The organism is Duganella sp. CF517, from assembly GCF_900110275.1.
Lineage (GTDB): Bacteria > Pseudomonadota > Gammaproteobacteria > Burkholderiales > Burkholderiaceae_D > Rugamonas.
This window is the reverse complement of record NZ_FODC01000004.1, coordinates 465,814-490,135: the sequence shown is the minus strand read 5'-3', so window position 1 is coordinate 490,135 and position 24,322 is coordinate 465,814. Positions and strand designations below refer to the sequence as shown.

Below are 24,322 nucleotides of genomic sequence, written 5' to 3'. Positions count from 1 at the left end.
CTGGTTCGCCGCCGCCCGCCTGCTCTTGGCGTTATCCGCGTGTTACTTGTACGCGCCGATGCTGACCGGCTGCATCGGCGTGCCCTCGATGTCGTACGCCGGCGCGTAGGTGGTGGTGCCGGCGCCCTTGGCGGGCGAGGTGCTGCGCAGGTGCAGGTCGGGCGTGCCGGTGCGGGTGTACGCGACGAACTGCGGATCGGCGCTGACCGTGCCGCTGGCCACCAGGCCGTTACGCAAACTGAAGTTATAGTTGACGTTCTGGTACACCAGGTTGTTGCGGTAGGTGTTGTGCGTGCCGGTCTTGCCCTGTTCGGAAATGCCGTAGCGGTTGTCGTAGACGATGTTGTTGACCACGTGGGTGTTGTCGGCGCCGGCGCTGCTGTTGTAGAAGTCGCCGCCGCCGACGATGATGCCGATGCCGGTGTTGGCCACCGTGTTATTGGCGATGATGACGTCGGTGGCGTCGTGCCACAAGTGGATACCGCCCTGCGCGACGCGGTAGACGACGTTGCCGACCACGCTGCCGGTGGTGCTCACGTAAATGCCGTGCACATGGCTGCAACCGGCTGGACCGATGTCGTAGACGAAGTTGTTGATGATATCGCCCTTGACGCCGTTGTAGTAGGAATCGACGCCGATGGCCGAGCCGCCGGTGCCGTCGCACGCGATGTTCTGGGCGATGTGGTGCACGCGGTTGTTGCGGATGACATCGTAGGAGCCGCCGTTGTAGATGCCGCTGCGCCACTTGGTGCCGCTCTGGTAGGCGCTGCCGTCGACCTCGAAGCCATTGATCTCGACGTAGTTGCCGCGATTGTCCCAGGCCACGCTGCTGCTCGAGTTCGCCGGCGGAACGATTTTCGCGCCCCACTTGGTGGTGGAGACGTAGTAGATGCGTCCATTCGCGGTGCCGTTGGCGTTGGTCCTGAAGCCACCGGCGTAATTGCCCGGTGCCACGTGCACGGTGGTGTTCGGCGAGGCCAGCGCCGCGGCGCGCCCGATCGTCTTCAGCGGCGAGCCCTGCGCGCCGGAATTGCTGTCCGAACCGCCGGTCGACACGTACAGGTGGTTGGCGGTGGTCGGCGTCGGCGTCGGCGTCGGGGTCGGGGTCGGGGTCGGGGTCGGCGTTGGCGTTGGCGTTGGCGTTGGCGTTGGGGTCGGGGTCGGCGTCGGCGTGGCGCCGGCATACTCGTAGGCGCCGAGATCGTCGCCGGCCCCGACCGGGCGGTCCCTGCCCTCGAAGTCGCGCGGCGGCGCGTCGACGGCCAGGCCCTTGTCGATCGCCGGCGAGTTCGCGCGCAAATGGTAGTCGCCGCCGCCGGTGCGCACGTAGTTGACGAACTGCGGCGCGGCCGCGATGGTCGCCACCGCCACGCCCTTCAGGAGCAGGTAGCCTTGGGATGACTGCTGGAACATCAGGTTGTTCGCATAGGTGTTGTGTGCGCCGATATTGCCCTGTTCGACCACGCCATAGACGGTGTCGTAGACGATGTTGTTGGTCACGCGCGAATTGTCCCCCGCCGCCGTCGCGTGGTAATAGTCGCCGCTGCCCACCACCACGCCGGTGTTCGAGGCGAAGATGGTGTTGTTGACGACGTCCACGCCGGAGGCGTCGTGCCACAGGCGCACCGCCGCGTCCGAGACGCCGTAGATGATATTGTTCTTGACATCCGTTCCAGCGCTGTTGACATAGACACCGTACATGGTGCGACAGCCGTTGGCGCCGATGTCGTGCACCATGTTACCGCTCACGTCATGCGCGCTGCCCTTGAAATAACTGTCGGCGCCGATGCCCCCGCCGGAAGCGCAGGCGCCGCGCCCGATGTGATGCACGCGGGTGCCGTACACGCCGCCGAACGAGCCGCCGGTATAGATGCCGGTGGTCCACACCGTGCCGGCGCGCGCCGTGCCGCCGTCGACCTCGAAGCCGACGATGTCGACGTAGTCGCCGCGGTTGTCCCACGCCGACGACGTGGTCGACGTGGCCGGCGGCACCAGCTTCGCTCCCCACTTGCGGTCCGACACGTACTTGATGCGCGCAGTGGCCGTGCCGCTGGTGTTGGTGACGAAGCCGCCGGCGTAAACGCCGGGCGCGACGTGCACGATGGCGCCGGGCGTGGCCGCTTGCGACGCCCGCCGTATCGTCAGGAACGGCGCCGCCTGGGTACCGGGGTTACTGTCTGAACCTGTGGTCGAAACATAGAGCTCGCTGGCAGCGGCCGCGCCGTTGTACGTGACGCTGGCGGCCAGCACCGGCGCTTGCGCCGCCGTGGCCACGGGCTTGCCTTCATCGCCGCCGCTGCCGCCGCCGCAAGCGGCCAGCAGCATCGCGCAGGCGCCCAGACCGATGGTCGTGGCGCTCCCTTGGGACAGGTAGTTGACAGAATTGTTCATCAGACTTTCCTCGTTCATGAAGTGAATGAGGAAGGTTTGATCTAAATCAAATTCTATAGTTCAATGCTTTTAGAAAAAAATTCTGACAAGACTTTATTACAACAAAAAAACCACGTCAAAACGCGCTGGTAACAATATAAAAAACAGCACAGCTAACTCCGCAGGGCAACAGCGCGGGACATCAGCGCGCAGAGCGGCACAGGACGGCGGGACGGCGGGACGGCGGGACGGCGGGACGGCGGGATGGCGGTCCCCGCGCCGGCGCGTCAGGCGTCGTTGAACAGCACGCCGTGCGGCGCGATGCCGGCCCGGTTGAGCCGCTTGACGGCCGCGTTGAGCTGGCCTTCGGTGGTCACGCCGGCGCGGGTGACCAGGAACACGGCGCCGGCGTGGGCGCCGACCACCAGCGCGTCGGCCGCCTCCATCACCGGCGGCGCCGTCATCAGCACCACATCGTAGCGGGCACCGAGCGACGCGAGCAGCGCGCCCAGATGGCGGTGCTGCAGAAGCTCCGTCTGTTGCGGCAGCACGCTGCCGCAAGGAATAAAATCAAGATGGTCGGCAACTCCGTGGCGCAGCGCCAGGTGCGGCTGCAGCGCGCCGGCCAGGCACTCGGCCAGCCCGCCCGAACGCTCGATGCCGAAATACTCGTGCAGGCGGCCGTCGCGCAGGTCGGCGTCGATCAGCAAGGTGCGCTTGCCGCCCGAGGCCAGAAGCAACGCCAGGTTGACCGACACGAACGAGGCGCCCACGCGCCGCGTCGGCCCCAGGCAGCTGACGACGTTGTTGCGGCTGTGCGGCAACACGAATTGCAGCGCGGCGCGGAACGCCCGCAGGCTCTCGGCCGCCGCGTCGTCGGGCGCCGCCTGCGCCAACAGCAGCGGCGCCCGCTTGCGCGCCTGGCGCCGCAAGCGGTCCTGGCTGTGGCTGTGCGGGATCGTCGCATGCACCGTGTGCGCGCCCAGCATCGCCTCGATGCGTTCGGGGTCGTCGATGCCGCCGCCGACGGCCTTGCTGGCGAAGGCCGCCAGCGCGCCCAGGAACAGGCCGGTGACCATGCCCAGCGCCACGATCAGCGAGCGGTTCGGCTTGAGCGGCCGCTCCGGCGCCACCGGCATGTCGACCATGCGCACGTTGCCGATCCGCCCCACCGCCACCAGCCGCAACTGCTGCGCCGTGTTCAACAGCTCGGTGTACAGGTCGGTGCTGACCTTGACCTCGCGCGCCAGGCGCGCCTGCTCCTGCTCGACCAGCGGCAGGCGCTTGATGCGCGCCTCGAGCGCGTCGATCTCGTGCGCGGTCTCGCGGCCCTGCTGGTTGAGCGCCTGCAGCAGCGGGTGCTCGTCGGTGTAGCGCCCCAGCAGTTCGGCGCGCTTTTGCGCCAACGTGCTGCGCCGCGTCCGCGCCGCCGCCAGGGTGTCGAGCGCGATGCGCACCTCGTGCTCGAGGTTGACGGTGGCGTGGCTGCTGCGGTAGCCGTTGTAGCTGGCCTCGGCGCTTTCGAGCTGGTGGCGCAGCACCGGCAGCTGGCGGTCGAGGAAGGCCAGCGTCTTCTGCGCCTCCTCGGTGCGGCGCGCCAGGTTTTGCCGCATGTATTCGCTGCCGATCTCGGTCAGGGTGGCGTACACCTGCTGCGGCTCGGCGCCGTGCAGCTTGACGGAGATCACGCCCGACTGCTTGCCCTGCTCGGCGATTTGCAGCGCGCCCTGCACCTGCTCGAGCGCGGCCAGGCGCGAGCTGCGCCGCACAGTGAAGCGGGCGCCGGGATTGCCGCGCAGCCGCGTCACCATCAGGTCGATGGCGCCGTCGGGGCCGGCGGCGTGCGCCGCCCGCCCGGCCTCGCCCTCGAGCACGGGGCGCCGCTTGCTGTCGCTGAGCCGGTAGCGCCCGCCGCCGAGCGCGGTGACGGTGAAGTCCTGGTTGTACATGGCGTCCGGCACGTCGAAGCTGGCGACCTCGATTTTCTCGCCTCCCCACACATAGCCGCCGCGCCCGAGCAGGCCGGGTTCGGACAAGGCGCCGCCGCGCCGCGCCGCGATCCACTCGCCGCCCAGCGGGAAATAGCGCGGCCGGGCGTCGATGTACAGGCGCAGCGTGTCGACCGCGCGCGCCACCACCAGCCGCGAATGCAGCACCTCCATCTCGGCGATCGCCGCCTTCTTGGTTTCGAACAGCGACGAGACGTCGTTGAGGATGTTCTTCGACGCGTTCGGCGTGTCCTCCTCCACGTGCAGCAGCATGTTGGCCTCGTACACCGGACGCGCGGCCAGCGCGTAGGCCAGCGCCGCCAACGTGCACAGCGCGGCCACGCCGAGCACCAGCCAGCGCCGCGCCCGCAGCGTGTGGAAGTAGGCGCGCCACGGCAGCGCGGCCGGGTCCGGCTCGGGCAGCGGGTCGATCCGCTCGATCAGCCGGGTCGGCGCGGCGATGCCGCGCAGCGAGCGCAGTTGTGGCGGGTTGTCGTAAGCGTCGTTCATGGTGGGCCTATGGTCTGGTGGTGGCGCCGACGACGGACGACAGCTCGCCCGGGAACAGCTGGCTGATCGCGCGGTGCCAGTTGGCCAGCGGCGAGGCGGCCACGTACACGACGTCCTTGGGGCGTAGCGCGAAGCGCTCGGCCAGCGCCAGCGCGCGCGACGGCCGGGCGTCGAGCCGGTACACGCGCGGCCCCTGCGCCGTCTGCCGCACCACGTACACCTGGCCGGCGTCGCCGCTTTGCGGATTGATGCCGCCGACCTCGCCGAGCGCCTCGTTCAAGGTCAGCCGGCCGTCGTGCATGGTCAGCGCGCGCGGCTGCAGCACCTCGCCGGCGACGAACACCTTGCTCTCGTCGCGCGGCGGCACCCGCACGATGTCGCCGTTGACCAGCATCACGGCGGCGCCGTGGCGGCCGTCGCGCAGCGCCCGGATCAGGTCGACCTGGTGGCGCCGGCCCGCGCGCTCGACGCTGACGCGGCTCTGGTCGGCGTTGGGCGTCAGGCCGCCGGCGCGGTTGATCGCCTCGAGCAGGGTCATCGGAATATCGTTGACGCTCTGCAGGCCGGGCGTGCGCACCTCGCCGTCGACGTAGACCCGCTGGCTGCGGTACGCCTGCACGCTGAGCGTGACGCGCGGGTCGCGGAAATAGCGCGCCAGCCGCGTGGTCAGCAAGGCGCCGGCCTGTTCGCGCGTCAGCCCGGCGAAGTCCATCGTGCCGGCGAACGGAAAATGCAGCTGGCCCTGCTGGTCGATGACGAAGCTGGCCGCCGGCGGCCCCAGACCGGCGCCGTCGACGCCCTGGTCGCGCGCGACCGCGCCGGTCAGTTCGGGATGGTCCCACAAGGTGATCGCCAGCACGTCGCCGACGCCGAGGATATAGGTATAGGCGCCGGGCGCGGCGACCGCCAGGCCGCCCGGATCCTGGCCGGCCGCCGGCGCGCCGGCGTCACTGCGCTGCTGGGCGTCGAGCCATTGCTCGGTGATGGGGATGACCTCGGCGTCGTCGGGCGCCGGCGCGCCATGCATGCCGGTGGCGCAGCCGCCCAGCAACGCCAAACTGAACAGCAAGGGCATCAGCGCGGACGCGCCGGCGGCGGTGGTGGATGGTGTGACGGTGTGCATGACGGCCTCCAATAGCTCGCCCAGAGTAGATCGCGTCCCGCAAGGCAGTCTTGTCGCACATCAAATGCGCGCTTGGGCGCCATGTCGCCGCCCGCCCCCGCCTCGCCGCCACCTTTGCATACATGTCACCAATCAACTATAATCGGTAATGATTCTTATTAAGATTTGAGCGCCGCGCGCCCATTTCATCCAATTCACCGTCCCAGCCAGGCAACGCGATTCCCCAGCCAGTGACACCACCCCGCTCAAGGAGTTCCGCATGCCCCGTCACCTTCCCCTGCGCCCGCTGTTGCTGGCGCTGTCGCTGGCCCATTGCGCCACCACCCTGGCCGCCGACCGCGCGGCCGCCGCCACCGAGTCGGGCGGCGCCGCCGAGGCGTCCGCCGCCGAGCCGACCATGGCGGTGGTGACGGTGACCGGGAGCGCCGCGGACGACGGCTACACGGCCGGGCGCACCCGCTCGGCGGGCAAGCTCGACCTGTCGCTGCGCGAGACGCCGCAATCGGTGTCGGTGGTGACCCGCGCGCTGATGGACGACTTCAGGCTCAACAATATCAACGACGTGCTGGCCACGACCACCGGCGTCACCGTCGAGCGCGTCGAAACCAGCCGCACCTATTACACCGCGCGCGGCTTCGACATCATCAACTTCCAGTACGACGGGGTCGGCACGCCGCTGGTGTTCGGCAACATCGCCGGCAACCTCGACACCGGCCTGTACGAGCGCATCGACGTCGTGCGCGGCGCCAACGGCCTGATGAGCTCGACCGGCAACCCGTCGGCCACCGTCAACTTCATCCGCAAGCGCCCGACGGCGGAAACGGCCGCCAGCGCCAGCGTCACGCTCGGTTCGTGGAATCAGCGCCGCGTCGAGGGCGACGCCAGCACTAAGCTCAACGAGAGCGGCAGCGTCACCGGCCGCGCCGTCGTGATCCGCCAGGAAAGCGATTCCTACCTGGACCGCTACGCGCCGCGCAAGACCGTCGGCTACGCCGTCGTCGACGCCCGCCTCGGCGATGCGACCTTGCTGACCATCGGCCACACCTACGAGACCAACCGCGGCAAGGGCGTCATGTGGGGGGCGCTGCCGTTGTTCTACACCGACGGCAGCCCGACCGACTATCCGGTCTCGGCCAGCACGTCGGCCGACTGGTCGCGCTGGGACACCGTCACCAACAGCAGCTTCGCCGAACTGGGCCACGATCTGGGCCAGGGCTGGCGCGTGCAATCGACGCTCAACCACATCACCTACCGCTCCGATTCGGCGCTGGAATATGTCTACGGCACGCCCGACAAGGCCACCGGCGACGGCCTGTTCGCCTACCCGTCGCGCTACGGCGCCCGCCAGCGCCAGACCCTGCTGGACGTGTCGGTCGACGGCAAGTTCGGCCTGGGCGGCCGCCGGCACGACCTGAGTTTCGGCTACAGCTGGTCGAAGTCGACCCTGCGCGACGAATCGCTGTACGGACGCGGCATCGGCGACCCGTTGCCGGGCAACAGCGCCTTCGACGGCAGCCTGCCGCAGCCGCTGTTCGACGCCGCCACCGACGGCAGCAGCTATGAGGACCGCCGCAACACCGTCTACGCCGCCGCCCGCTTCAACCTGGCCGACGACTGGAAGCTGCTTACGGGCATCAACAGCACGCGCGCCAAGAGCAGCGGCGTCTCCTACGGCACCAGCAAAGTCCGCTCGGCCAGCAAGAGCACGCCTTACGTGGGCCTGGTCTACGACATCGACCGCCACTGGTCGGCCTACGCCAGCCACACGGCGATTTTCAACCCGCAAAGCGAAACCGACGCCAACGGCAACACCTTGGCGCCGGTCGAAGGCAAGACCACCGAGGCCGGCCTGAAAGGCGCGTTCTACAACGGCAAGCTGAATCTGTCGGGGGCGGTCTTCAAGACCAAACAGGACAACACCGCCGAGCAGGCGGACTTTGTCGGCGGCAAGACCGTGTATCGCGGCCTGAACGCCGAATCGCAGGGCGTCGAGTTCGACCTGGCCGGCGAGCTGGCCAAGGGCTGGCAGGCCAGCGCCGGCGTCACGCGGCTGTCGATCCACGGCGACCAGGGGCGGATCGTCAAGACCTACATCCCGCGCACCACGGTCAAGCTCAACACCACCTACCGCGTGCCGGCGCTGCCGGCGCTCAAGGTCGGCGGCACCGTGGCGTGGCAGAGCGCCATCGACACCGACCAGGGCCACGGCATCAAGACCACGCAGGCCAGCTATGCGCTGCTGGGCCTGATGGCCCGCTACGACATCGACAAGCACCTGAGCCTGTCGGTCAACCTCAACAACCTGACCGACAAAAAATACCTGACCAGCCTGTATTGGACGCAAAGCCTGTACGGCGCGCCGCGCAACGGCAGCGCCACGTTGACGTGGACCTGGTAACGGTGCCGGCGCCGAAGCTTTAGAGTACGGCCTAGGCGGCGACCTCGCTGCGCCGCGCTAGCGGCGGCGCGGCGCCGGCCGAGCGTTTCAGCAACGCCGCCAGCTGCTCCGGCGGCAGCGGCTCGCTGAACAGATAGCCCTGCATCTCGTCGCAGCCGTTGGCGCGCAGGAAGCCGCGCTGCTGCTCGGTCTCCACGCCCTCGGCGATGACGCGCAGCTTGAGGCGGTGCGCCAGGCCGATGATGGAGCTGGCGATGGCCTGGTCGCCGGCGCTGTGCGCCAGGTCGCGCACGAAGGACTTGTCGATCTTGAGGGTGCTGATCGGGAACGACTTGAGCGCCGACAGGCTCGAATAGCCGGTGCCGAAGTCGTCGATCGACAGCGACACGCCCATCGTCCGCAACTGCTCCATCTTGCCGAGCGCCCGCGTCAGGTCGCGCATGATCACGCCCTCGGTCACCTCCAGCTCCAGCCAGCGCGGCGCCATGTCGCTGTCGGCCAGCGCCAGCGCCACCCGCTCGACCAGCCGCCCCTCCTCGAACTGGCGCGGCGACACGTTGACCGAAATGCACAGCGGCGGCAGGCCGGCGTCCTGCCAGGCGCGGTTCTGCAGGCAGGCCTCGCGCAGCACCCACTCGCCCAGCGCCACGATCATGCCGCTCTCCTCGGCCAGCGGGATGAAACGGTCCGGGCCGATCACGCCGTGCTCCGGATGGACCCAGCGCACCAGCGCCTCGGCGCCGAAGATGCGGCCGCTGCGCAAGTCCACCTTGGGCTGGTACACCAGGCGGAACTGCCGGTGCTCCAGCGCCTGGCGCATGCCCTCGAGCAGCACCAGCTTCTGTTCGATCTCGGCGTTCATCTCCCGCGCATAGAACTGGCAATTGTTCTTGCCCAGCTCCTTGGCGCGGTACATCGCCGCGTCGGCGTGCATCAGCAACGTTTCGGCGTCGGCGCCGTCGTGGGGGTGGACCGCCACGCCGATGCTGCAGCTGACCTGCACCTGCTGGCCGCCCACGCTGATCGGTTGCAGCACCGCCTCGCGCACCCGTTCCAGCACCGCCGCCGCACCGGCGTCGGCGCCGTCCACGGCGGCGGCCTCGCGCAGCATCAGCACGAATTCGTCGCCGCCGAAACGGCCGACGGTGTCGCCCGGGCGCAGGCAGGCGGCCATGCGCCCGGCCACCACCTTGAGCAGCGCGTCGCCGGCGTTGTGGCCGAGCCCGTCGTTGACCAGCTTGAAACCATCGAGGTCGATGAACGCCACCAGCAGCGTGGCGCCGCCGTCGCCGCCGTCCTGGCGCGCCGCGGCCACCGTCAGCTCGAGCCGCTCGGTGATCAGGATGCGGTTCGGCAGCCCGGTCAAGGTGTCGTGGTGGGCCAGGTGCTGCATGCGCTCCTCGGCCAGCTTGCGCTCGGTGATGTCGCGCACGATCGCCACCACGCCGCCTTCGACCGGCACCACCTGCTGGTGCAGCCAGCGCGCGCTGAGCTCGGGAATGGTGTTCTCCCACTCCTGCTCGTGCACGCCGCCGGCCTGGGTCACCCGCACCAGGTCGGCGAACATGCCGTTCGCGCGCGCCATCGGCACCAGCCGCAGCAACGTGGTGCGGCACAGGCGCTCGCGGCTCACGCCGGTGAACTCGGCGGCGCGCGCGTTGGCGTCGACGATATTGAAGTCGACCACCGCGCCGGCGGCGTCGCGCACCTCGCGCATGACGAAAAACGCGTCCAGGCTGGCCGCCGACGCCGCCGCGTAGGTTTCCTGCGCGCGCCGCACGCGGGCGCGGTGGCGCGCGCCCTGCCACGACCACAGCCACAGCAGGCCGGTGGCGAGCGCCAGCGCCAGGCTGGCGGCGCCGGCGCGCCACAGGATCTCGCGCCGCTTGCGCTCGAACGCCGCCATCTGCTCGTGCTCGTCGAGACCGGCGACGACCTTGAGCGCCACGCCGTGCAGCTCGGTCACGCCGCTGAAGCGGCGCACGCCGTCGTGCGGATCGGGCCGGGCCACCGCCTGCGCCAGCGGCGGCGTCGCCGGCGTCGCCAGGCGCTGGCCGAACGACACCTGGTCGCCGATGCGCAGGGCGCGCACCACGCCGTCCGTGCCGATCAGGCCCAGCATGCCGCGCTCGCCCATGCGGCTGCGTTCGTAGCCGCTGGTGAAGTACGCGGGATCGGTTTCGACCATGACGACGCCGGCGAAATTGCCCTTCTCGTCGTCGAGCCGGCGCGTGAAATGCAGATGCCACTCGGTGTTGGCGACGTCGCGCGTGGGCTCGCCGACATAGGTGGTGCCGCTGTCGCGCTGCTGGTGGAAGTTGAAGTAGTGCTGGTCGGCCACCGGGATCGGCGCCGCGTGCGGACTGCTGGCGACCGTCATGCCGTCGCGGTCGACGATGCTGACGGTGAACACCAGGCCCGACGGCAGCAAGCCTTCGCGGCCCAGCTCCGGCAGCGCGCCCAGGGTGCCGCGCCGTTCGACCGCGTACTTGAGCACGCGCAGCGTCTGGTCGATGCCGTCCAGGCCGCGCGCCACCTGCGCCTCGTAGGTGCCCAGCACCTCGCGCAGCGAGTCGGCGGCGGCCTCGCGCGCGCGCGCCCGTTCGACATCGATCTCGTGCAGCGACAGCAGCCAGATCGCCACCAGCAGCAGCAAGGCGAACAGCGGCAGCGAGATATGCGTGTCGAGTCCGCGCCGCAGCCAGCGCGCGCGCACGCTGTCGCCGGCCCTGGCCCCGGTCATGGTTTCACCTCCAGCACCTTGACGCTGGCGTCGAGCGCGGCGCGGTCGATGTAACCGATCATGGCCGGGTTGTCGGCCACCATGCGGCGCACGGCGGCGCTGTTGTGCAGCTCGCGCGGCGGCTGGCCGCGCCCGGTGAACACCATCTTGCTCCAGTAAGCCTTCATCAGCGCCGGCGAGCGGTCCGCCACGCGCCGGTAAAACGCGTCGCGCAAGGCGTTGCCTAACGGCAGGTCGAGCGCCACCGCCTCGGCGCCGTCGGGAAAGCGCTCGGTCTGCGCCAGGAAAATGGCGGCCACCTGCTCGTTGCGCAGCGTCGACAGCGGATTCCTGGCCGACACCACGATCAGCGGCTCGTGCGGGCCGGCCTCGCGGGCGGACGCCGGCGGCCACGCCGGCAGCAAGGCCGACAGCGTCAATAACAATATGGTCAACAAACGAGCGGTCATGCGGAAGTCCTGTCTGTGTTCCCGATGGTACATATATATAGCGCGGTCGCCGATACACCGTGTTCGGGCGTGGACACGCCAGCGACCACGGACGGGCACCTGTTCTTCAGAATGGGAAAGGTGGCAACCCCGCTACGCGGCAGGGCCGCATGCAAAAGCTGCCTTAGAGAAACTTTAGATGAAGTAAAGCAATATACCAAGAATTGCGGCTGAAAACCACATAAATTTTTTAGTAAAATTACATCAATAATATGCTTTACACCACGGATGCCAGCATCTGCATGAGCTTCTCGACACTGAACGGTTTGAGCAATAATTGCGCGCCCTCGAGCGGGAAGCGCGGGTGCTGGCCGCTGGCGAAAATGATGCGCAACGCGGGCCGCAGCGCGCGGGCGCGCGCCGCCAGCACCTCGCCGGACAGATCCGGCAGCGAGATATCGGTGATCATGACGTCCACCGCGTCGCCTTCCAGCAACGCCAGCGCGGCGGCGGCGTTGCCGGCCGGCAGTACCGTATGGCCCAGCAGCTCGAGCAGCTCGGTGGTGGTCTCGCGCAGTTCCTGCTCGTCCTCCACCAGCACGATGCGCAAGCCGGCCGGTCCGCCGCCCTGGCCCGCCCCGGCGGCGCCGTCGGCGGGCGCCTCAGCGGACGCCACGGCCGACGCCACGGCGGCCGCCGGCGGCCGCGCCGCCAGCTGCGTCTGGTGCTGGCGGTTGGCCAGCACGTGGCGCACCTTGCGCGCCAGCGCCTCGCGGGTGTAGGGCTTGCCCAGCAAATCGACGCCGGCGTCGAGCCGGCCCCCATGCACGATGGCGTTTTCCGTGTAGCCGGAGGTGAACAGCACCGCGATGCCCGGCAGCCGCTCGCGCGCCTTGCGCGCCAGGTCGGGACTGCGCAGCGCGCCCGGCATCACCACGTCGGTGAACAGCAGGTCGATCGGCAGACCGCTGTCGATGATGCTCAGCGCACTGGCCGCGTCGTTCGCCTTGACCACGCGGTAACCGAGTTCGCTGAGCATCTCGACCACGGTGGCGCGCACGCCGTCGTCGTCCTCGGCCACCAGGATGGTTTCCTGGCCCCCCACCACGGCGCGCGTTTCCACCGGCGCCGGCGCGTCCTCGACATCGGTCGAACGGGGCAAATACAGCTTGACCGTGGTGCCGCTTCCCGGCTCGCTATAGATCTTCACGTGGCCGCCCGACTGGCGCGCGAAGCCGTACACCATCGACAGCCCCAGGCCGCTGCCCTTGCCCTCCGGCTTGGTCGAGAAGAACGGGTCGAACGCCTGCGCCAGCACCTCGGGCGTCATGCCGCTGCCGGTGTCGCTGATGGCGATCATCACGTACTGCCCGGCCGCCAGCTCGGGATGGGTGGCGGCGTACTGGTCGTCGAGCATGGCGTTGCCGACCTCGATGGTCAGCCGGCCGACGCCGTTCATGGCGTCGCGCGCGTTGATGCACAGGTTGAGCACCGCGTTCTCCACCTGCGCGGTGTCGACCAGGGTGTTCCACAAGCCGCCGGAGATCACCGTCTCGACCTCGATCTCCTCGCCCAGCGAACGGCGCAGCATGTCCTCCATGCCGGCGATGAAGCGGCCGATCTTGACCACCCGCGGATCGAGCGCCTGGCGCCGCCCGAACGCCAGCAGATAGCTGGCCAGCTTGGCGCCGCGCGTGACGCCGGCCAGCGCGTGTTCGAGGCGCTTCTCGGCGCGCGCGTTGCCCTTGACGTCGCCGGCGAGCAGTTGCAGGTTGCCGGAGATGACCTGCAGCAGGTTGTTGAAATCGTGCGCCACGCCGCCGGTCAGCTTGCCGATCGCCTCCATCTTCTGCGACTGCTGCAGCGCCGCCGCGGTGCGGCGCATCTCGTCGGCCGCCGCCCGTTCGGCCGTCATGTCGCGCCCCACGGCGTGCACGAAGCGCTCGTCCGGCACGGCCGTCCACGACAGGATCGCGTGGCCGCCGCCCTTGCGCAAGGTACGGTTCTCGAACTTGAAGGTGTTGCGGCCCTCGGCCAGCGAGGCCATCTCCGCCATCGACGCGGCCATGTCGTCCGGGTGGATCAGCTTATACAGCGAGGTGCCGATGACCTCGGCCTCCTCCCAGCCCAGCAGGCGGGTGAAGGCCGGATTGATGGCGATGACCCAGCCCTCGAGCGACACCACCAGCATGACGTCGGTCGAATAGCGCCACATGCGGTCGCGCTCGGCGGTGCGCTCGGCCACCTGCTGCTGCAGCTTGTAGGCGGTCGACTTCTGGTCCTCGATATCGGTGCTGGTGCCGACCCAGCGCTGCACCACGCCGTGGTCGTCGACGATCGGCAAGGCGCGCACGATGTGCCAGCGGTAGATGCCGTCGGCGCGGCGGATGCGGTACTCGGTCTCGAAGGTCTGGCCGGAGGCCACCGACACGCTCCACGCCTGGCGCGCCGCCGGCAGGTCGTCCGGATGGACGATCCCGGCCCAGCCGTTGTCGTTCAGCTGGCCCGGCTGGGTGCCGGAGTAGCGGTAGACCTGGTCGTTGAACCAGTCCAGGCCGCCGTCGGCGTCGGCCTGCCAGACCTGGCTCGGTATGGTTTGCGCCAGCGTGCGGAAGGTGTTCTCGCTGGCGCGCAGCAGGTTCTCGGCCATCACGCGGTCGGTCACGTCGGCGCCCTGCACGAAGATGCCCCACACGGCGCCGGCGGCGTCGCGCAGCGGCTGATAGACGAAATCGAGGAAGCGCTCGCGCGCCGGGCGGTCGCCGGTGGCGGCCAGGAAGAACGGCACGGCGGTGCCGGACCAGGTCTCGCCGGACGCGTACAGCCGGTCGAGCAGGCCGAGGAAGCCCTGGCTGTTGGCCTCCGGCAGCGCCTGGCGCACCGGCAGGCCGATCACCTCGCGCTGGCCGACCAGCGCCATGTAGGCCGGATTGGCCGACATGAACACGTGCTCGGGACCGGACAGCATCGCCATGAAGCCCGGTGCCTGCTCGAACATGATGCGCATGCGCTCGGCCTCGTTGCGCACGCGGCGCTCGGCCCTGACCTTGTCGGTGGTCTCGATCACCAGCACCATCACGCCCACCGGCGTGCCGGCCTCGTCGAGCACCGGCGAATAATCGAGGTTCATCCACACCTGTTCCGGCCCGCCGTTGCGGTGCAGCGTCAACTCCTGGTCGGTGTAGACCAGCGTCTGGCCGGCCAGGCCGACCTTGAGGACATGGTCGTTGAACGCGGCCACCTCCGGCCACGCCTCGCGCACGTTGGCGCCCAGCGACAGCGGATGGCGGCCGCCGGCGAACACCGCGTAGCCGTCGTTGTAGATCATCACCCCCTGCTCGCGCATCAGCAGCACGATCGGCACGGTCGAGCGCAATATCAGCGCCACGGTCGTCTTGAGCGACTGCGGCCAGGCGTCGATCGGGCCCAGCGCGGTCTTGCTCCAGTCGTGGGAAGCGATGATCTGGGCGAGCTGGCCGCCGCCTTGGAGGAAGGGATGAGTCACAGTGTCCGGAAAATAAATGTTGTCCGGAGATTATAGTTTGTCCTGAACATAAAAAGGCAACGCACGCATCAATACTGCATTGCCAAAGAAATAAAATACGGATATAGTGCGAATAAGAATCATTATCATTAGAGAGACGCATGGATATCCCCCAAGAGTTGCGCAAGCTGGGCCTAAAGGCCACCCTCCCCCGTCTGCGCATCCTGCAACTGTTCCAGGAATCGAAAAGCAAGCATCTGAACGCGGACGACGTCTACCGCCTGCTGCACGACGAAAACATCGACATGGGGCTGGCCACCGTGTACCGGGTGCTGATGCAGTTCGCCGACGCCGGCATCCTGATCCGGCGGCACTTCGAATCGGTGGCCTCGGTGTTCGAGCTCAACGAGGGCGGCCACCACGACCACCTGATCTGCACCAACTGCGGCAAGATGGAGGAATTCCTCGACGCCGAGATCGAAGCGCGCCAGGAAGCGGTGGCCAGGGAGCGCAACTTCGTGCTGCACGAGCACTCGCTGTCGCTGTACGGTTTTTGCGGCGACTGCGCCGACAACATCAATCCGCTGGCGGCACGGAAGCTGCGGCGTTCCTGAGGCAGGCCAGCAGCTGGTTGGCGTCGAACGGTTTGCTCAGGAAGCAGGCGGCGCCGCCTTGCAGCGCGCGTTTGCGCAGCGCCGGCTCGGGAAAGGCCGTCATCAGGATCAGCGGCAAGGCGTTGCCCTGGCGGCGCAACTGCTCCAGCAGCTCGAGGCCGCTCATGCCGGGCATCTGCAGATCGGTGATCACGCAATGAAACCGGGCGAGCGCGTCCGCGCCCGCGGCCAGCAGCGCCGGCGCCGACTCGAAGGCCCGGGCCGCGTAGCCGTACGAGCGCAGCAGGCTGCTCAAGCCGACGCGCACGGCGTCGTCGTCGTCGACGATGGCGATATGACAAAAATGTGGTTCCGGGTCAGACACTGGGTACTCCCATGTTCGAACGGCGTCTCGCGGCCGTTCTGCGCATGGTGCAACAATACACGCTGGCCGACGCCGTCGGAATCATACAAGCGTATAGGTCCGCCAACAAACCCCGGGGGTCAGTGCCGACATTCGGACATTTTGGAACTTTTTGCATGCCAAAGAGTTCCCCTGTTTTCCGTTTTGTCCGAATGTCGGCACTGACCCCCGGGGTTTAGGCGAGGCCGAGCGCTTCGGCCATGCGCACCAGGTCGGCGAAGGTCTTGGCTTGCATTTTGCGCATGGCGTTGCCGCGGTGGATTTTGACGGTGATCTCGCTGGTGCCCACCTCGCCGGCGATCTGCTTGTTCATCAGGCCGCGCGCGGCCAGCGCCATGATCTCGCGCTCGCGCGGCGTCAGGCTGTCGTAGCGCGCCGTCAGTCCCCGCAGCGCGCCGTCGCGCCGGCGCCGTGCGCGGTCGGCCCGCAAGGCGGCGTCGATCGCGTCGAGCAGCTCCTGGTCGCGGAACGGCTTCGCCAGGAAATCGATGGCGCCGGCCTTCATCGCCCGCACCGACATCGGTATGTCGCCATGGCCGGTCATGAAGATGATCGGCAGCGCCACGCCGTCGCGCCGCAGGTCGGCCTGGAAATCGAGGCCGCTGACGCCGGGCATGCGCACGTCGAGCAGCAGGCAGCTGGTGACGTCGGCGCGCGCTTCGGCCAGGAACCCGGCCACCGACCCGAAGCCGGCGATCCGCATGCCGACCGACCGCAGCAGGCTGGAAATGGCCTCGCGCAGCGGCGCCTCGTCGTCGACGATGTAGACCAGCGCCTCGGCATGGTCGAGCGGCTCGTTCGGATCGTGCGGGTCAAGCGGGTCTGTCCGGTTCATACGCTGGCATGGAGAAGGTGATGGTGGCGCCGGCCAGGGGACTGTGTGGCGCCGGCCGGCCCACCCAGATGCGGCCGCCGTGGGTCTCGATGATGGAACGGCAAATCGGCAGTCCCATGCCCATGCCGTCCTGCTTGGTGCTGTAGAACGCCTCGAACAGGCGCGGCACGGCGTCGGCCGCGATGCCGGGGCCGGAGTCGCTCACGCTCAGTAGCGGCGCGCCGTCGCCGGCTAGGCCTGTTTGCAACATCAGCAGCGCCTGGCCCGGCGCGCAGGCGGCCATGGCCTGGCTGGCGTTCATCAGCAGATTGATGATCACCTGCTGCAGCTGCACGCGGTCGCCGCACACCGGCGGCAGATGCGGCGCCAGATACATAGTCAGCGCCACGCGATGGGTATCGAGTTCGCGCCGCACCAGGTCGACGCTCTCCTCGGCGACGGCGTTCAGGTCCAGCACCGCGTGCTGCGGATCGCTGCGCCGCGCCAGCGCGCGTATGCGTTTGATGACGCCAGTGGCGCGCCCGCTCGCCTCCAGAATGCTGGCGACCGTGGCGCGCGCCTCGGCCAGGTCCGGCTGCGGGCGGTTCATCCAGCGCAGACAGGCCTCGCCGTTGGTGGAGATCGCCGCCAGCGGCTGATTGACCTCGTGCGCGATGGAGGCCGCCAGCTCGCCCAGCATCGTCACGCGGGTGGCGTGCGCCAGCTGCGCCTGGGCGCTGTGCAGCGCCTGTTCGGCCAGCACCGCCGCCGTGACGTCGGTCACCGCGCCCAAATACTCGCAGGCGCCCTGCTTGTCGTAGCGCGGCTCGGCCAGCACGTGCACGTATTTCAGTTGGCCGTCCGGCAGCAGCAAGCGGTGGCGCAGGTCGACCACGCCCTGCGCGCCGAGCGCCCGCTGCATCGCCGCGCGCACCAGCGCACGGTCGTCCGGCGCGCTGCGCTCCAGCACCCGCTCCATCGTCGGCGCCACGTCCAGCGGGTAGCCGAAGATGCGCGCCGACTCGTCGGACCAGTACATCGCGCCGTCGGGCGCCTTGAAACTGAAGCTGCCGGTTTTGCTGATGCGCTGCGTGCCTGCCAAGAACGCCTCGCTGCGCCGCAGCGCATGCTCGCGCGCCAGCAGCGCGTTGGTGGCGCGTTGTCCGCGCAGCGCCAGGAAGGCGGTGATGCCGATGGCCAGCAGCCCGACCATCATGCGCCCGGCGGCCGCGCCGGAGAACACCACCGTATGCGTCAGCAGGTAGGAGGCGACCGTCAGCGCCAGGCAGACGCCGGTCGCCAGCAGCACGCCGCGCCGCTGCCACACGCTGGCCGACAGCAGCACCACCACCACGTACATCACGGCCACCGCCATATCCAGCGGCGTCAAGGTATCGACCGCGAAGATCGACACCGTCAAGCAAATCAACAACCCGGACATCCAGGGAGTGCTCGGTACCCGAAACATGCTGTCCTTGTAAATTGTGAAATCGATGATCCCTCCAATTATAGGGAGGATCGCGCGCTGCGGGCCCTATACTCAGGATAGGTTTTCGCACCGGCCGCGCGATCCGCCGCCGGCCGGGCCGCGACTGGCGTCGAGGCCGGATTCGGTCGAGGATTGGCAGGATATGCGCCATTTGACCGGTTTATGCATGGCGCAAGACGGCCTACAATCGCTTCATCGATCAACCACCGAATCGGCCCATCATGAAATCCAAACTGCTGCCGGCATCATTCTTCGCCCTGACCCTGGGGCTGGCCGAAACCGGCAATGCGTGGCGCCTCGCCCACCAACTGTGGTCGCTGCCGCCGCTGGCGGGCGAAGCGCTGCAGGCGCTGGCCGCGCTGTCCTTCATCGTATTTATCGCGCTGTATGCGCACAAATGGGTGGCGCATCGCGCCGCCGCACTGGCCGAGACGCGCGACCCGGTGCAATCGGCCTTCCTCGCGCTGATTCCGGAATCGGTGATCCTGATCGCGCTGGCCATGCAGCCTCACTGGCCGGACGCCGCCAAGCCGGTGTTCTGGGCCGGTTCCGCCGTCAACCTGCTGTACGGCGCCTGGCGCCTGGCCGCGCATTGGAGCGTCAAGCGCGATGCGGCGCAGATCGTGCCGCCGCTGTTTCTGCCCTATACCGCCAGCGTGCTGGTGAACGCGCTGGCCGCCGGCATGTTCGGTTACACCGACTACGGCTGGATGCTGTTCGGCGTCGGCGCCATATCCTGGCTGGTGCTCGACTCCAGCATCACGCACCAGCTGATGACGGGCGGCCTGGCCGACAAGACCCGCAACTTCATGGGCATCTACAGCGCGCCGCCCGTCGTGGCGCTGGTTGCGTACCAGGTGCTCGCCGGCGCCGACGCCAACGCCGCCCTCACCCACGCCCTGGCCGGCTACGCGCTATTCGTTTTCGCCGGCCTGGCGCTCGCCTCGCGCTGGTTGGCGCAGCAGCACTTCGCGCCCGGCTATTGGGCCTACACCTTCGGCCTCGCCACCCTGGGCCAGGGCTTGATGCTGATGGCGCAGCGCGGTCATGGCGGCGTACTGGAAGCGGTCGCCGGCGCGGTATTCGCCGCCACGCTGCTGCTGGTGGCCGGGGTGACGGCGGGATCGATACGCCTGCTGGCGCGCGGCGGCTACTTCCCGGCCGCGCCGGTGGCCCCGTCGCGGGCGGCATCGTGAGGACGCTCGCAGTCGTCATCTTCCCGGGCGTGCAGTCGCTGGACGTATCGGGGCCGATGGACGTCTTCGCCGAGGCCAACGCCTTCGTCGCGCCGCAAGACGGCTACCGCCTCCTCACCGTCGGCACCGCGCCTTATCCGGTCCGCGCCTCCAACGGCCAGCAGCTCGGCGCCGACCACACGCTGGGCGATGCCGGCCTCGATATCTCGGATTGGGACACCGTGCTGGTGGCGGGCGGCCCGGAGCTGGCGCACGCACCGGATCACGCGCCGCTGTCGGAATGGCTGCGCGCGGCGGCGGCAACGGTGCCGCGCTACGGCTCGATCTGCACCGGCGCCTTTCTGTTGGGCCGCGCCGGCCTGCTGGACGGAAAACACGCCACCACGCACTGGAGCGACGCCGCGCAACTGGCCGCGCTGTTCCCGCTGGCGTGGATCGAACATGACCGCATCCACGTGCGCGACGGCCGGCTGGTCACCTCGGCCGGCGTCACGGCCGGCATCGACCTGGCGCTGGCACTGGTGGCGGAGGACCACGGCCAGGCGGTGGCCCTGGCGGTCGCCAAGCGCCTGCTGGTGCTGGCGCAACGCCAGGGAGGACAGTCCCAATTCAGCCCCTATCTGTCCGCCGCCACCGCGCCGGAGACGCTGTCCACGGTCATCCAGGTGTACGTGATGGGTCATCTGGCCGAGTCGCTGTCGGTGGAACAGCTGGCCGACGTCGCCGGGATGAGCGCGCGCAATTTCGCCCGCCAGTTCGTCAAGGAGATGGGCGTCACGCCGGCCGAATTCGTGCAGCGCGCCAGGGTGGACGCGGCCCGCAGCCTGCTCGAGGGCGGCGCGCTGGCGCCCAAGGCGATCGCCTACCGCTGCGGTTTCGGCAGCGCCGCGCGCATGCGGCTGGTGTTCACCCGGCGCTTCGGCGTCACGCCCAATCAATACCGCGACAGCTTCCGTGTGGCGGCATCCCCTCGCTAAGCGCCGCCCCGCAGCAAGCCGTCGAGCGTGATCAGATCGACCGGCTTGGTCAGGTGATCGTCGAAACCCGCTTCGGCCGCGCGCCGGCGGTCGCCATCCTGGCCATAGCCGGTGACGGCGATCAGCCGCAAGGGCCGCTGGCCGGCCTGCTGGCGCAAGCGCTGCGCCAATTCATAGCCGTCCATGCCGGGCAAGCCGATATCGAGCAGGCAGACATCCGGGCGCAAGGCGCCTTCGCTGGCCAGCGCCTCCGGCGCGCCGAACATCACGTGCACCTCGTGGCCCATCAGCTCGAGCGCCTCGCCGACGGCCTGCGCGGCGTCCTCGTTGTCATCGACGACCATCACCCTCAACCCGGAGCTGGCCCGCCGCGACGACGCCTGGAGCGCAGCCGGCGCAGCCGCAGGTGGCGTATCGAAGACCTGATCCAGCGCCGGCATGCGGATGGTGAAGGTACTGCCCAGCCCCACGCCATCGCTGCGCGCGCTGATACTGCCGCCGTGCAGCGCCATCATGCTCTTCGCGATCGTCAAGCCGAGTCCAAGGCCGCCGCGCGAGCGGCTCAGGGCCTGGCGCTCCTGGACAAACAGGTCGAACACCGACGCCAGCATGTCGGGCGCGATGCCGATGCCGTTGTCGCGCACCGCCACCACTGCGTGGCCGCCGTCGCGCCAGGCGTGCACGCTCAGGCGGCCCTGCGGTTCGGTGTACTTGGCGGCGTTGGTCAGCAGGTTGGCCAGCACTTGCGCGCAACGCCCCGGATCGGCCATCACCGCCAGCCCGGCGGCCGGCACTTGCACCTCCAGCACATGGCGCTTTTCCTCGATCAGCGGGCTGGCCGTTTCGATCGCGCGCGCCACCAATTCGGCGATCTCCACCGATTGCCGCCGCAACTGGATCTTGCCCTCGGCGACACGCGAGACATCGAGCAAATCGTCGACCAGCGCCACCAGATGCCTGGTCTGGCGTTCGATGACCGTGCGCTCCTTGAGCGCGTAGTCGCCGCCGCGCAGACGCATCAGCTGCAGCGCGGTGACGATGGGCGCCAGCGGATTGCGCAGCTCGTGGCCCAGCATCGCCAGGAATTCGTCCTTGGCGCGGTTGGCCGCGTCGGCGGCGCGCTTGGCGTTGGCCAGCTCGGTGACCTCGAAGGCCACCATGGCCACGCCCTCGATGCGGCCGTCGTCGTCGATCAGCGGCTGATAGACGAAGTCGAAACAGCAGTCGGTCAGCGTCTCGTCATGGCCGCGCCGGAAACGCACCGCCACCGAGCGGCCCACGTATGGCTCGCCGCCGGCCAGCACCCCATCGAGCAGTTCGAAGATGCCCTGCCCCTCCAGCTCCGGGAAGGCCTGTCGCATCGGCAGGCCTTCCAGCGCGCGCGGCCCGACCATCTCCTGATAGCACGCATTGGCCTGTTCGAACACGTGTTCCGGCCCGCGCAGGATGGCGATCGCCACCGGCGCCTGGCTGAAGATGCTTTGCGTGCGGCGCGCCACGGCCACGTCCACCATCCGCGCTTGCCGGCGCAGGCGCAGCACCTCGATGCGCGCCATCAGATCGTGGCTGGAGAACGGTTTGATCAGATAGTCGTCGGCGCCGGCCTGCAGTCCTTCCAGCCGGGCCTCCTCGCCGGCGCGCGCCGACAGCAGCATGATCGGAATATCGCGCGTGGCCGGATCTCCGCGCAGGGCCGCCAGCAGGCCGAAGCCGTCCAGCTCTGGCATCATGACGTCCGATAGCACGATATCGGGCAGGCGGCGGCGCACCGCCTCCAGCGCTTCGCGGCCGTTGTCGCACACCTCGACGTCCCAGACCCCGCGCAGCAGCCGCCGCAGGTAGTCGCGCATGTCCGCGTTGTCGTCGACGATCAGCAAGCGGCCATGCCGCGCGCCGGCATCGTGGTCGGCGTCGGCGGGCGGCTCGGCCGGCTGTGTCCAGCCCTGCGCCTCGGCCACGTAGGATTGCACCGCCGTCGGCCGCCACCCCTCGAGGCGCTGCTCGCGCACATGCGCCGGGTCCAGATGCGCGCTGCCGAGCGGGATCTCGACGGCGAACACCGTGCCCCGTCCGGGCTCGCTGTCGACACCGATCGCGCCGCCGTGCAGCGCCACCAGGTCGTGCACCAGCGCCAGGCCGATGCCCGAGCCCTCGTACGTGCGCGAGCGCGCCCCTTCCACGCGATGAAACCGTTCGAACAGGTGCGGCAACTGGTCCGCCGGGATGCCGGTGCCGCTGTCGCTCACCGTCAGGCGGGCGTTGCTTCCCGCCTGGTGCAGGGCGATGGCGATCCGGCCTTCGAAGGTGAACTTGAAGGCGTTCGACAGAAGATTCAGAACGATCTTCTCCCACAGGCCCGGATCGACATACACCGGCGACGCCAGCGGCGGACAGTCGACCACCAGCCGCATGCCGGCGCCCTCGATGGCGGAGCGGAAGCTGCTGGCCAGATCGGCGGTCAGCGCCGCCAGGTCGGTGGGAGCGAAGCTGGCCTGCGCGCGGCCGGCCTGCACGCGCGAGAATTCGAGCAGCGTGTTGACCAGCTTTTGCAGGCGCAGGCCGTTGCGCCGCATCAGTTCCATGCGCGCGCGCTGCGCCGGCGGCAACGGCGCGTCGGCGTCGCGCAACGCATCGTCCATGGGCCCGAGCAGCAGCGTGAGCGGCGTGCGGAATTCGTGGCTGACATTGCTGAAGAACTGGGTCTTGGCGCGATCGAGCTCCGTCAACATCTCGGCGTGCAGGCGCTCCTCCTCGGCGGCGCGCGCCTGCTGGATCGCGTTCCCGGTCTGGATCGCGATCAGTTCCAGAAAGCGGCGGTAATCGGCGTCCAGCCGGCGCGCCGCGCTCACGCCCAGCACCAGCGCGCCGATGGTTTGTTGTGTGCCCGCGCCCATCAGGGGCAGCACCAGCGCCTCGCGTATCGGCTGTTGGGCCAGGCCGGGCGGGAACGCCGATTCCGCCTCGCGCTCGGCCGACCGCCGCAGCGCCACGACGCGGGTGGCGGCATCGGCGATGACGTCGCCGATCGGGAACAGCTGGCGCGGCAGGTCGGGATGCGTGGCCTGCGCCAGCGTGGCCTCGCCGTCCCCGTCGCCATCGGCCAGGAACAGCATCGCGAACGGCAGATCGTCCGGGTTCGCGGCGATACTGGCCATCGCCGCCGCGCGGGCGCCGCCCACGGTTTTCTCCTGCAGCACGCGGGTACTCATGTCCGACAGGGTGCGCAGACGGCGGGCGTTCAGGTGCTTGGCGGTGACGTCCAGGTTGGGGCAGAACAGCCCCGCCACGTTGCCCGACTCGTCGCGCACCGGGCTATAGGAGAACGAGAAGAACGTCTCCTCCAGAAAATCGCCGCGGCGCATGAACAGGCGCACGTCGTCGGCCAGCGTGGCTTCGCCATGCTCGAACACGCGGTCGGCCAGCGGACCGCAGATATCCCAGATCTCCGCCCACACCTCCGCCGCCGGACGCCCCAGCGCCCACGGATGCTTGGCCATGCTGAGCACATCGATGTAGGCGTCGTTGTACAAAAAGGTGGCCTGCTCGCCCCACCCTATCCACATCGGCTGGCGGGAGCTCAGCATCAGGCTGACGACCGTCTTGAGACTGTGCGGCCAATCCTCGATCGCCCCCAACGGCGTACGCGCCCAGTCGAACGCCAAAATTTGCGCACCCAATTCTCCCGGCGCGGTCAAGAAGCGCGCGGCCGGCAGCTGGGGCAATGCCGGTAGGTCCATAACAGCCTCGTTCGGGTACAGCATAACAATGCTTGTCAGCGTATCATT

Annotated in this window: 14 protein-coding genes; 4 read left to right on the top strand and 10 right to left on the bottom strand. The window is 68.9% G+C overall.

From position 1 onward, the window contains the following. Positions 1-42 precede the first annotated feature (42 nt). The 3 genes from BMX85_RS18165 to BMX85_RS18155 all read right to left on the bottom strand — a co-directional run bounded on the left by BMX85_RS18165 (position 43) and on the right by BMX85_RS18155 (position 5,991). A complete protein-coding gene (locus BMX85_RS18165; RefSeq protein ID WP_090322165.1) occupies positions 43-2,391 on the bottom strand; it encodes a DUF1565 domain-containing protein in 2,349 nt (782 codons plus the stop codon). Between the two features lie 266 nt (positions 2,392-2,657). Next, positions 2,658-4,868 carry a GNVR domain-containing protein gene (locus tag BMX85_RS18160; RefSeq protein WP_090321264.1) on the bottom strand — a complete coding sequence of 737 codons (2,211 nt, stop codon included), beginning with the start codon at positions 4,866-4,868 and terminating at the stop codon, positions 2,658-2,660. 7 nt (positions 4,869-4,875) lie between these two features. Beyond that, positions 4,876-5,991, bottom strand: coding sequence for a polysaccharide biosynthesis/export family protein (locus BMX85_RS18155; protein WP_229210550.1), 1,116 nt, complete (start codon positions 5,989-5,991; stop codon positions 4,876-4,878). A 259-nt stretch (positions 5,992-6,250) separates the two neighbouring features. On the opposite strand from BMX85_RS18155, the gene BMX85_RS18150 reads away from it, so the two are divergent. After that, positions 6,251-8,389 carry a TonB-dependent siderophore receptor gene (locus tag BMX85_RS18150; protein ID WP_090321261.1) on the top strand — a complete coding sequence of 713 codons (2,139 nt, stop codon included), beginning with the start codon at positions 6,251-6,253 and terminating at the stop codon, positions 8,387-8,389. A gap of 31 nt (positions 8,390-8,420) precedes the next feature. Here the strand turns inward: BMX85_RS18150 and BMX85_RS18145 are convergent, their stop codons facing one another. From BMX85_RS18145 to BMX85_RS18135, 3 genes are all read right to left on the bottom strand, one after another. After that, on the bottom strand, positions 8,421-11,132 hold the full coding sequence (locus BMX85_RS18145) for a bifunctional diguanylate cyclase/phosphodiesterase (protein WP_090321258.1): 2,712 nt from the start codon (positions 11,130-11,132) through the stop codon (positions 8,421-8,423). Continuing rightward, positions 11,129-11,581: a type 2 periplasmic-binding domain-containing protein gene (locus BMX85_RS18140; protein ID WP_229210549.1), complete on the bottom strand. Its 453-nt coding sequence runs from the start codon at positions 11,579-11,581 to the stop codon at positions 11,129-11,131. The genes BMX85_RS18145 and BMX85_RS18140 overlap by 4 nt, the downstream gene beginning before the upstream one ends. Positions 11,582-11,837: 256 nt before the next feature. Then, a complete protein-coding gene (locus BMX85_RS18135; RefSeq protein WP_143068024.1) occupies positions 11,838-15,065 on the bottom strand; it encodes a hybrid sensor histidine kinase/response regulator in 3,228 nt (1,075 codons plus the stop codon). Positions 15,066-15,205: 140 nt separating this feature from the next. Between BMX85_RS18135 and fur the strand changes: the two genes are divergently transcribed. Beyond that, a complete protein-coding gene (fur, locus tag BMX85_RS18130; RefSeq protein WP_090321252.1) occupies positions 15,206-15,658 on the top strand; it encodes a ferric iron uptake transcriptional regulator in 453 nt (150 codons plus the stop codon). Here fur and BMX85_RS18125 read toward each other — a convergent pair. The 3 genes from BMX85_RS18125 to BMX85_RS18115 form a co-directional block, all read right to left on the bottom strand. Beyond that, positions 15,621-16,022, bottom strand: coding sequence for a response regulator transcription factor (locus tag BMX85_RS18125; RefSeq protein ID WP_090321249.1), 402 nt, complete (start codon positions 16,020-16,022; stop codon positions 15,621-15,623). The genes fur and BMX85_RS18125 overlap by 38 nt on opposite strands. Before the next feature lie 214 nt (positions 16,023-16,236). After that, positions 16,237-16,896 (bottom strand): response regulator transcription factor, encoded by a 660-nt coding sequence (locus tag BMX85_RS18120; protein WP_090321244.1) that lies wholly within the window; start codon positions 16,894-16,896, stop codon positions 16,237-16,239. Continuing rightward, a complete protein-coding gene (locus BMX85_RS18115) occupies positions 16,874-18,316 on the bottom strand; it encodes a sensor histidine kinase (protein WP_373923829.1) in 1,443 nt (480 codons plus the stop codon). Before BMX85_RS18115 ends, BMX85_RS18120 begins: the two co-directional genes overlap by 23 nt. Before the next feature lie 269 nt (positions 18,317-18,585). Here BMX85_RS18115 and BMX85_RS18110 point away from each other — a divergent pair, with 269 nt between their 5' ends. Together BMX85_RS18110 and BMX85_RS18105 are read left to right on the top strand one after the other, a co-directional pair. Further along, on the top strand, positions 18,586-19,560 hold the full coding sequence (locus tag BMX85_RS18110; protein ID WP_090321237.1) for an SLAC1 family transporter: 975 nt from the start codon (positions 18,586-18,588) through the stop codon (positions 19,558-19,560). Then, the gene (locus BMX85_RS18105; RefSeq protein ID WP_090321234.1) at positions 19,557-20,537 is read left to right on the top strand and encodes a GlxA family transcriptional regulator; all 981 of its coding nucleotides are present in this window, start codon (positions 19,557-19,559) and stop codon (positions 20,535-20,537) included. Before BMX85_RS18110 ends, BMX85_RS18105 begins: the two co-directional genes overlap by 4 nt. Here BMX85_RS18105 and BMX85_RS18100 read toward each other — a convergent pair. Next, the gene (locus BMX85_RS18100) at positions 20,534-24,274 is read right to left on the bottom strand and encodes an ATP-binding protein (protein ID WP_090321231.1); all 3,741 of its coding nucleotides are present in this window, start codon (positions 24,272-24,274) and stop codon (positions 20,534-20,536) included. The two genes, BMX85_RS18105 and BMX85_RS18100, sit on opposite strands and share 4 nt — an antisense overlap. Positions 24,275-24,322 lie beyond the last annotated feature (48 nt).

What these genes read in the sequence shown, in the direction of transcription:
- BMX85_RS18165 (WP_090322165.1), bottom strand. Translation starts at nt 2,391, where the DNA reads ATGAACAATTCTGTCAACTACCTGTCCCAAGGGAGCGCCACGACCATC.
- BMX85_RS18160 (WP_090321264.1), bottom strand. Translation starts at nt 4,868, where the DNA reads ATGAACGACGCTTACGACAACCCGCCACAACTGCGCTCGCTGCGCGGC.
- BMX85_RS18155 (WP_229210550.1), bottom strand. Translation starts at nt 5,991, where the DNA reads ATGCACACCGTCACACCATCCACCACCGCCGCCGGCGCGTCCGCGCTG.
- BMX85_RS18150 (WP_090321261.1), top strand. Translation starts at nt 6,251, where the DNA reads ATGCCCCGTCACCTTCCCCTGCGCCCGCTGTTGCTGGCGCTGTCGCTG.
- BMX85_RS18145 (WP_090321258.1), bottom strand. Translation starts at nt 11,132, where the DNA reads ATGACCGGGGCCAGGGCCGGCGACAGCGTGCGCGCGCGCTGGCTGCGG.
- BMX85_RS18140 (WP_229210549.1), bottom strand. Translation starts at nt 11,581, where the DNA reads ATGACCGCTCGTTTGTTGACCATATTGTTATTGACGCTGTCGGCCTTG.
- fur (WP_090321252.1), top strand. Translation starts at nt 15,206, where the DNA reads ATGGATATCCCCCAAGAGTTGCGCAAGCTGGGCCTAAAGGCCACCCTC.
- BMX85_RS18120 (WP_090321244.1), bottom strand. Translation starts at nt 16,896, where the DNA reads ATGAACCGGACAGACCCGCTTGACCCGCACGATCCGAACGAGCCGCTC.
- BMX85_RS18115 (WP_373923829.1), bottom strand. Translation starts at nt 18,316, where the DNA reads ATGTCCGGGTTGTTGATTTGCTTGACGGTGTCGATCTTCGCGGTCGAT.
- BMX85_RS18110 (WP_090321237.1), top strand. Translation starts at nt 18,586, where the DNA reads ATGAAATCCAAACTGCTGCCGGCATCATTCTTCGCCCTGACCCTGGGG.
- BMX85_RS18100 (WP_090321231.1), bottom strand. Translation starts at nt 24,274, where the DNA reads ATGGACCTACCGGCATTGCCCCAGCTGCCGGCCGCGCGCTTCTTGACC.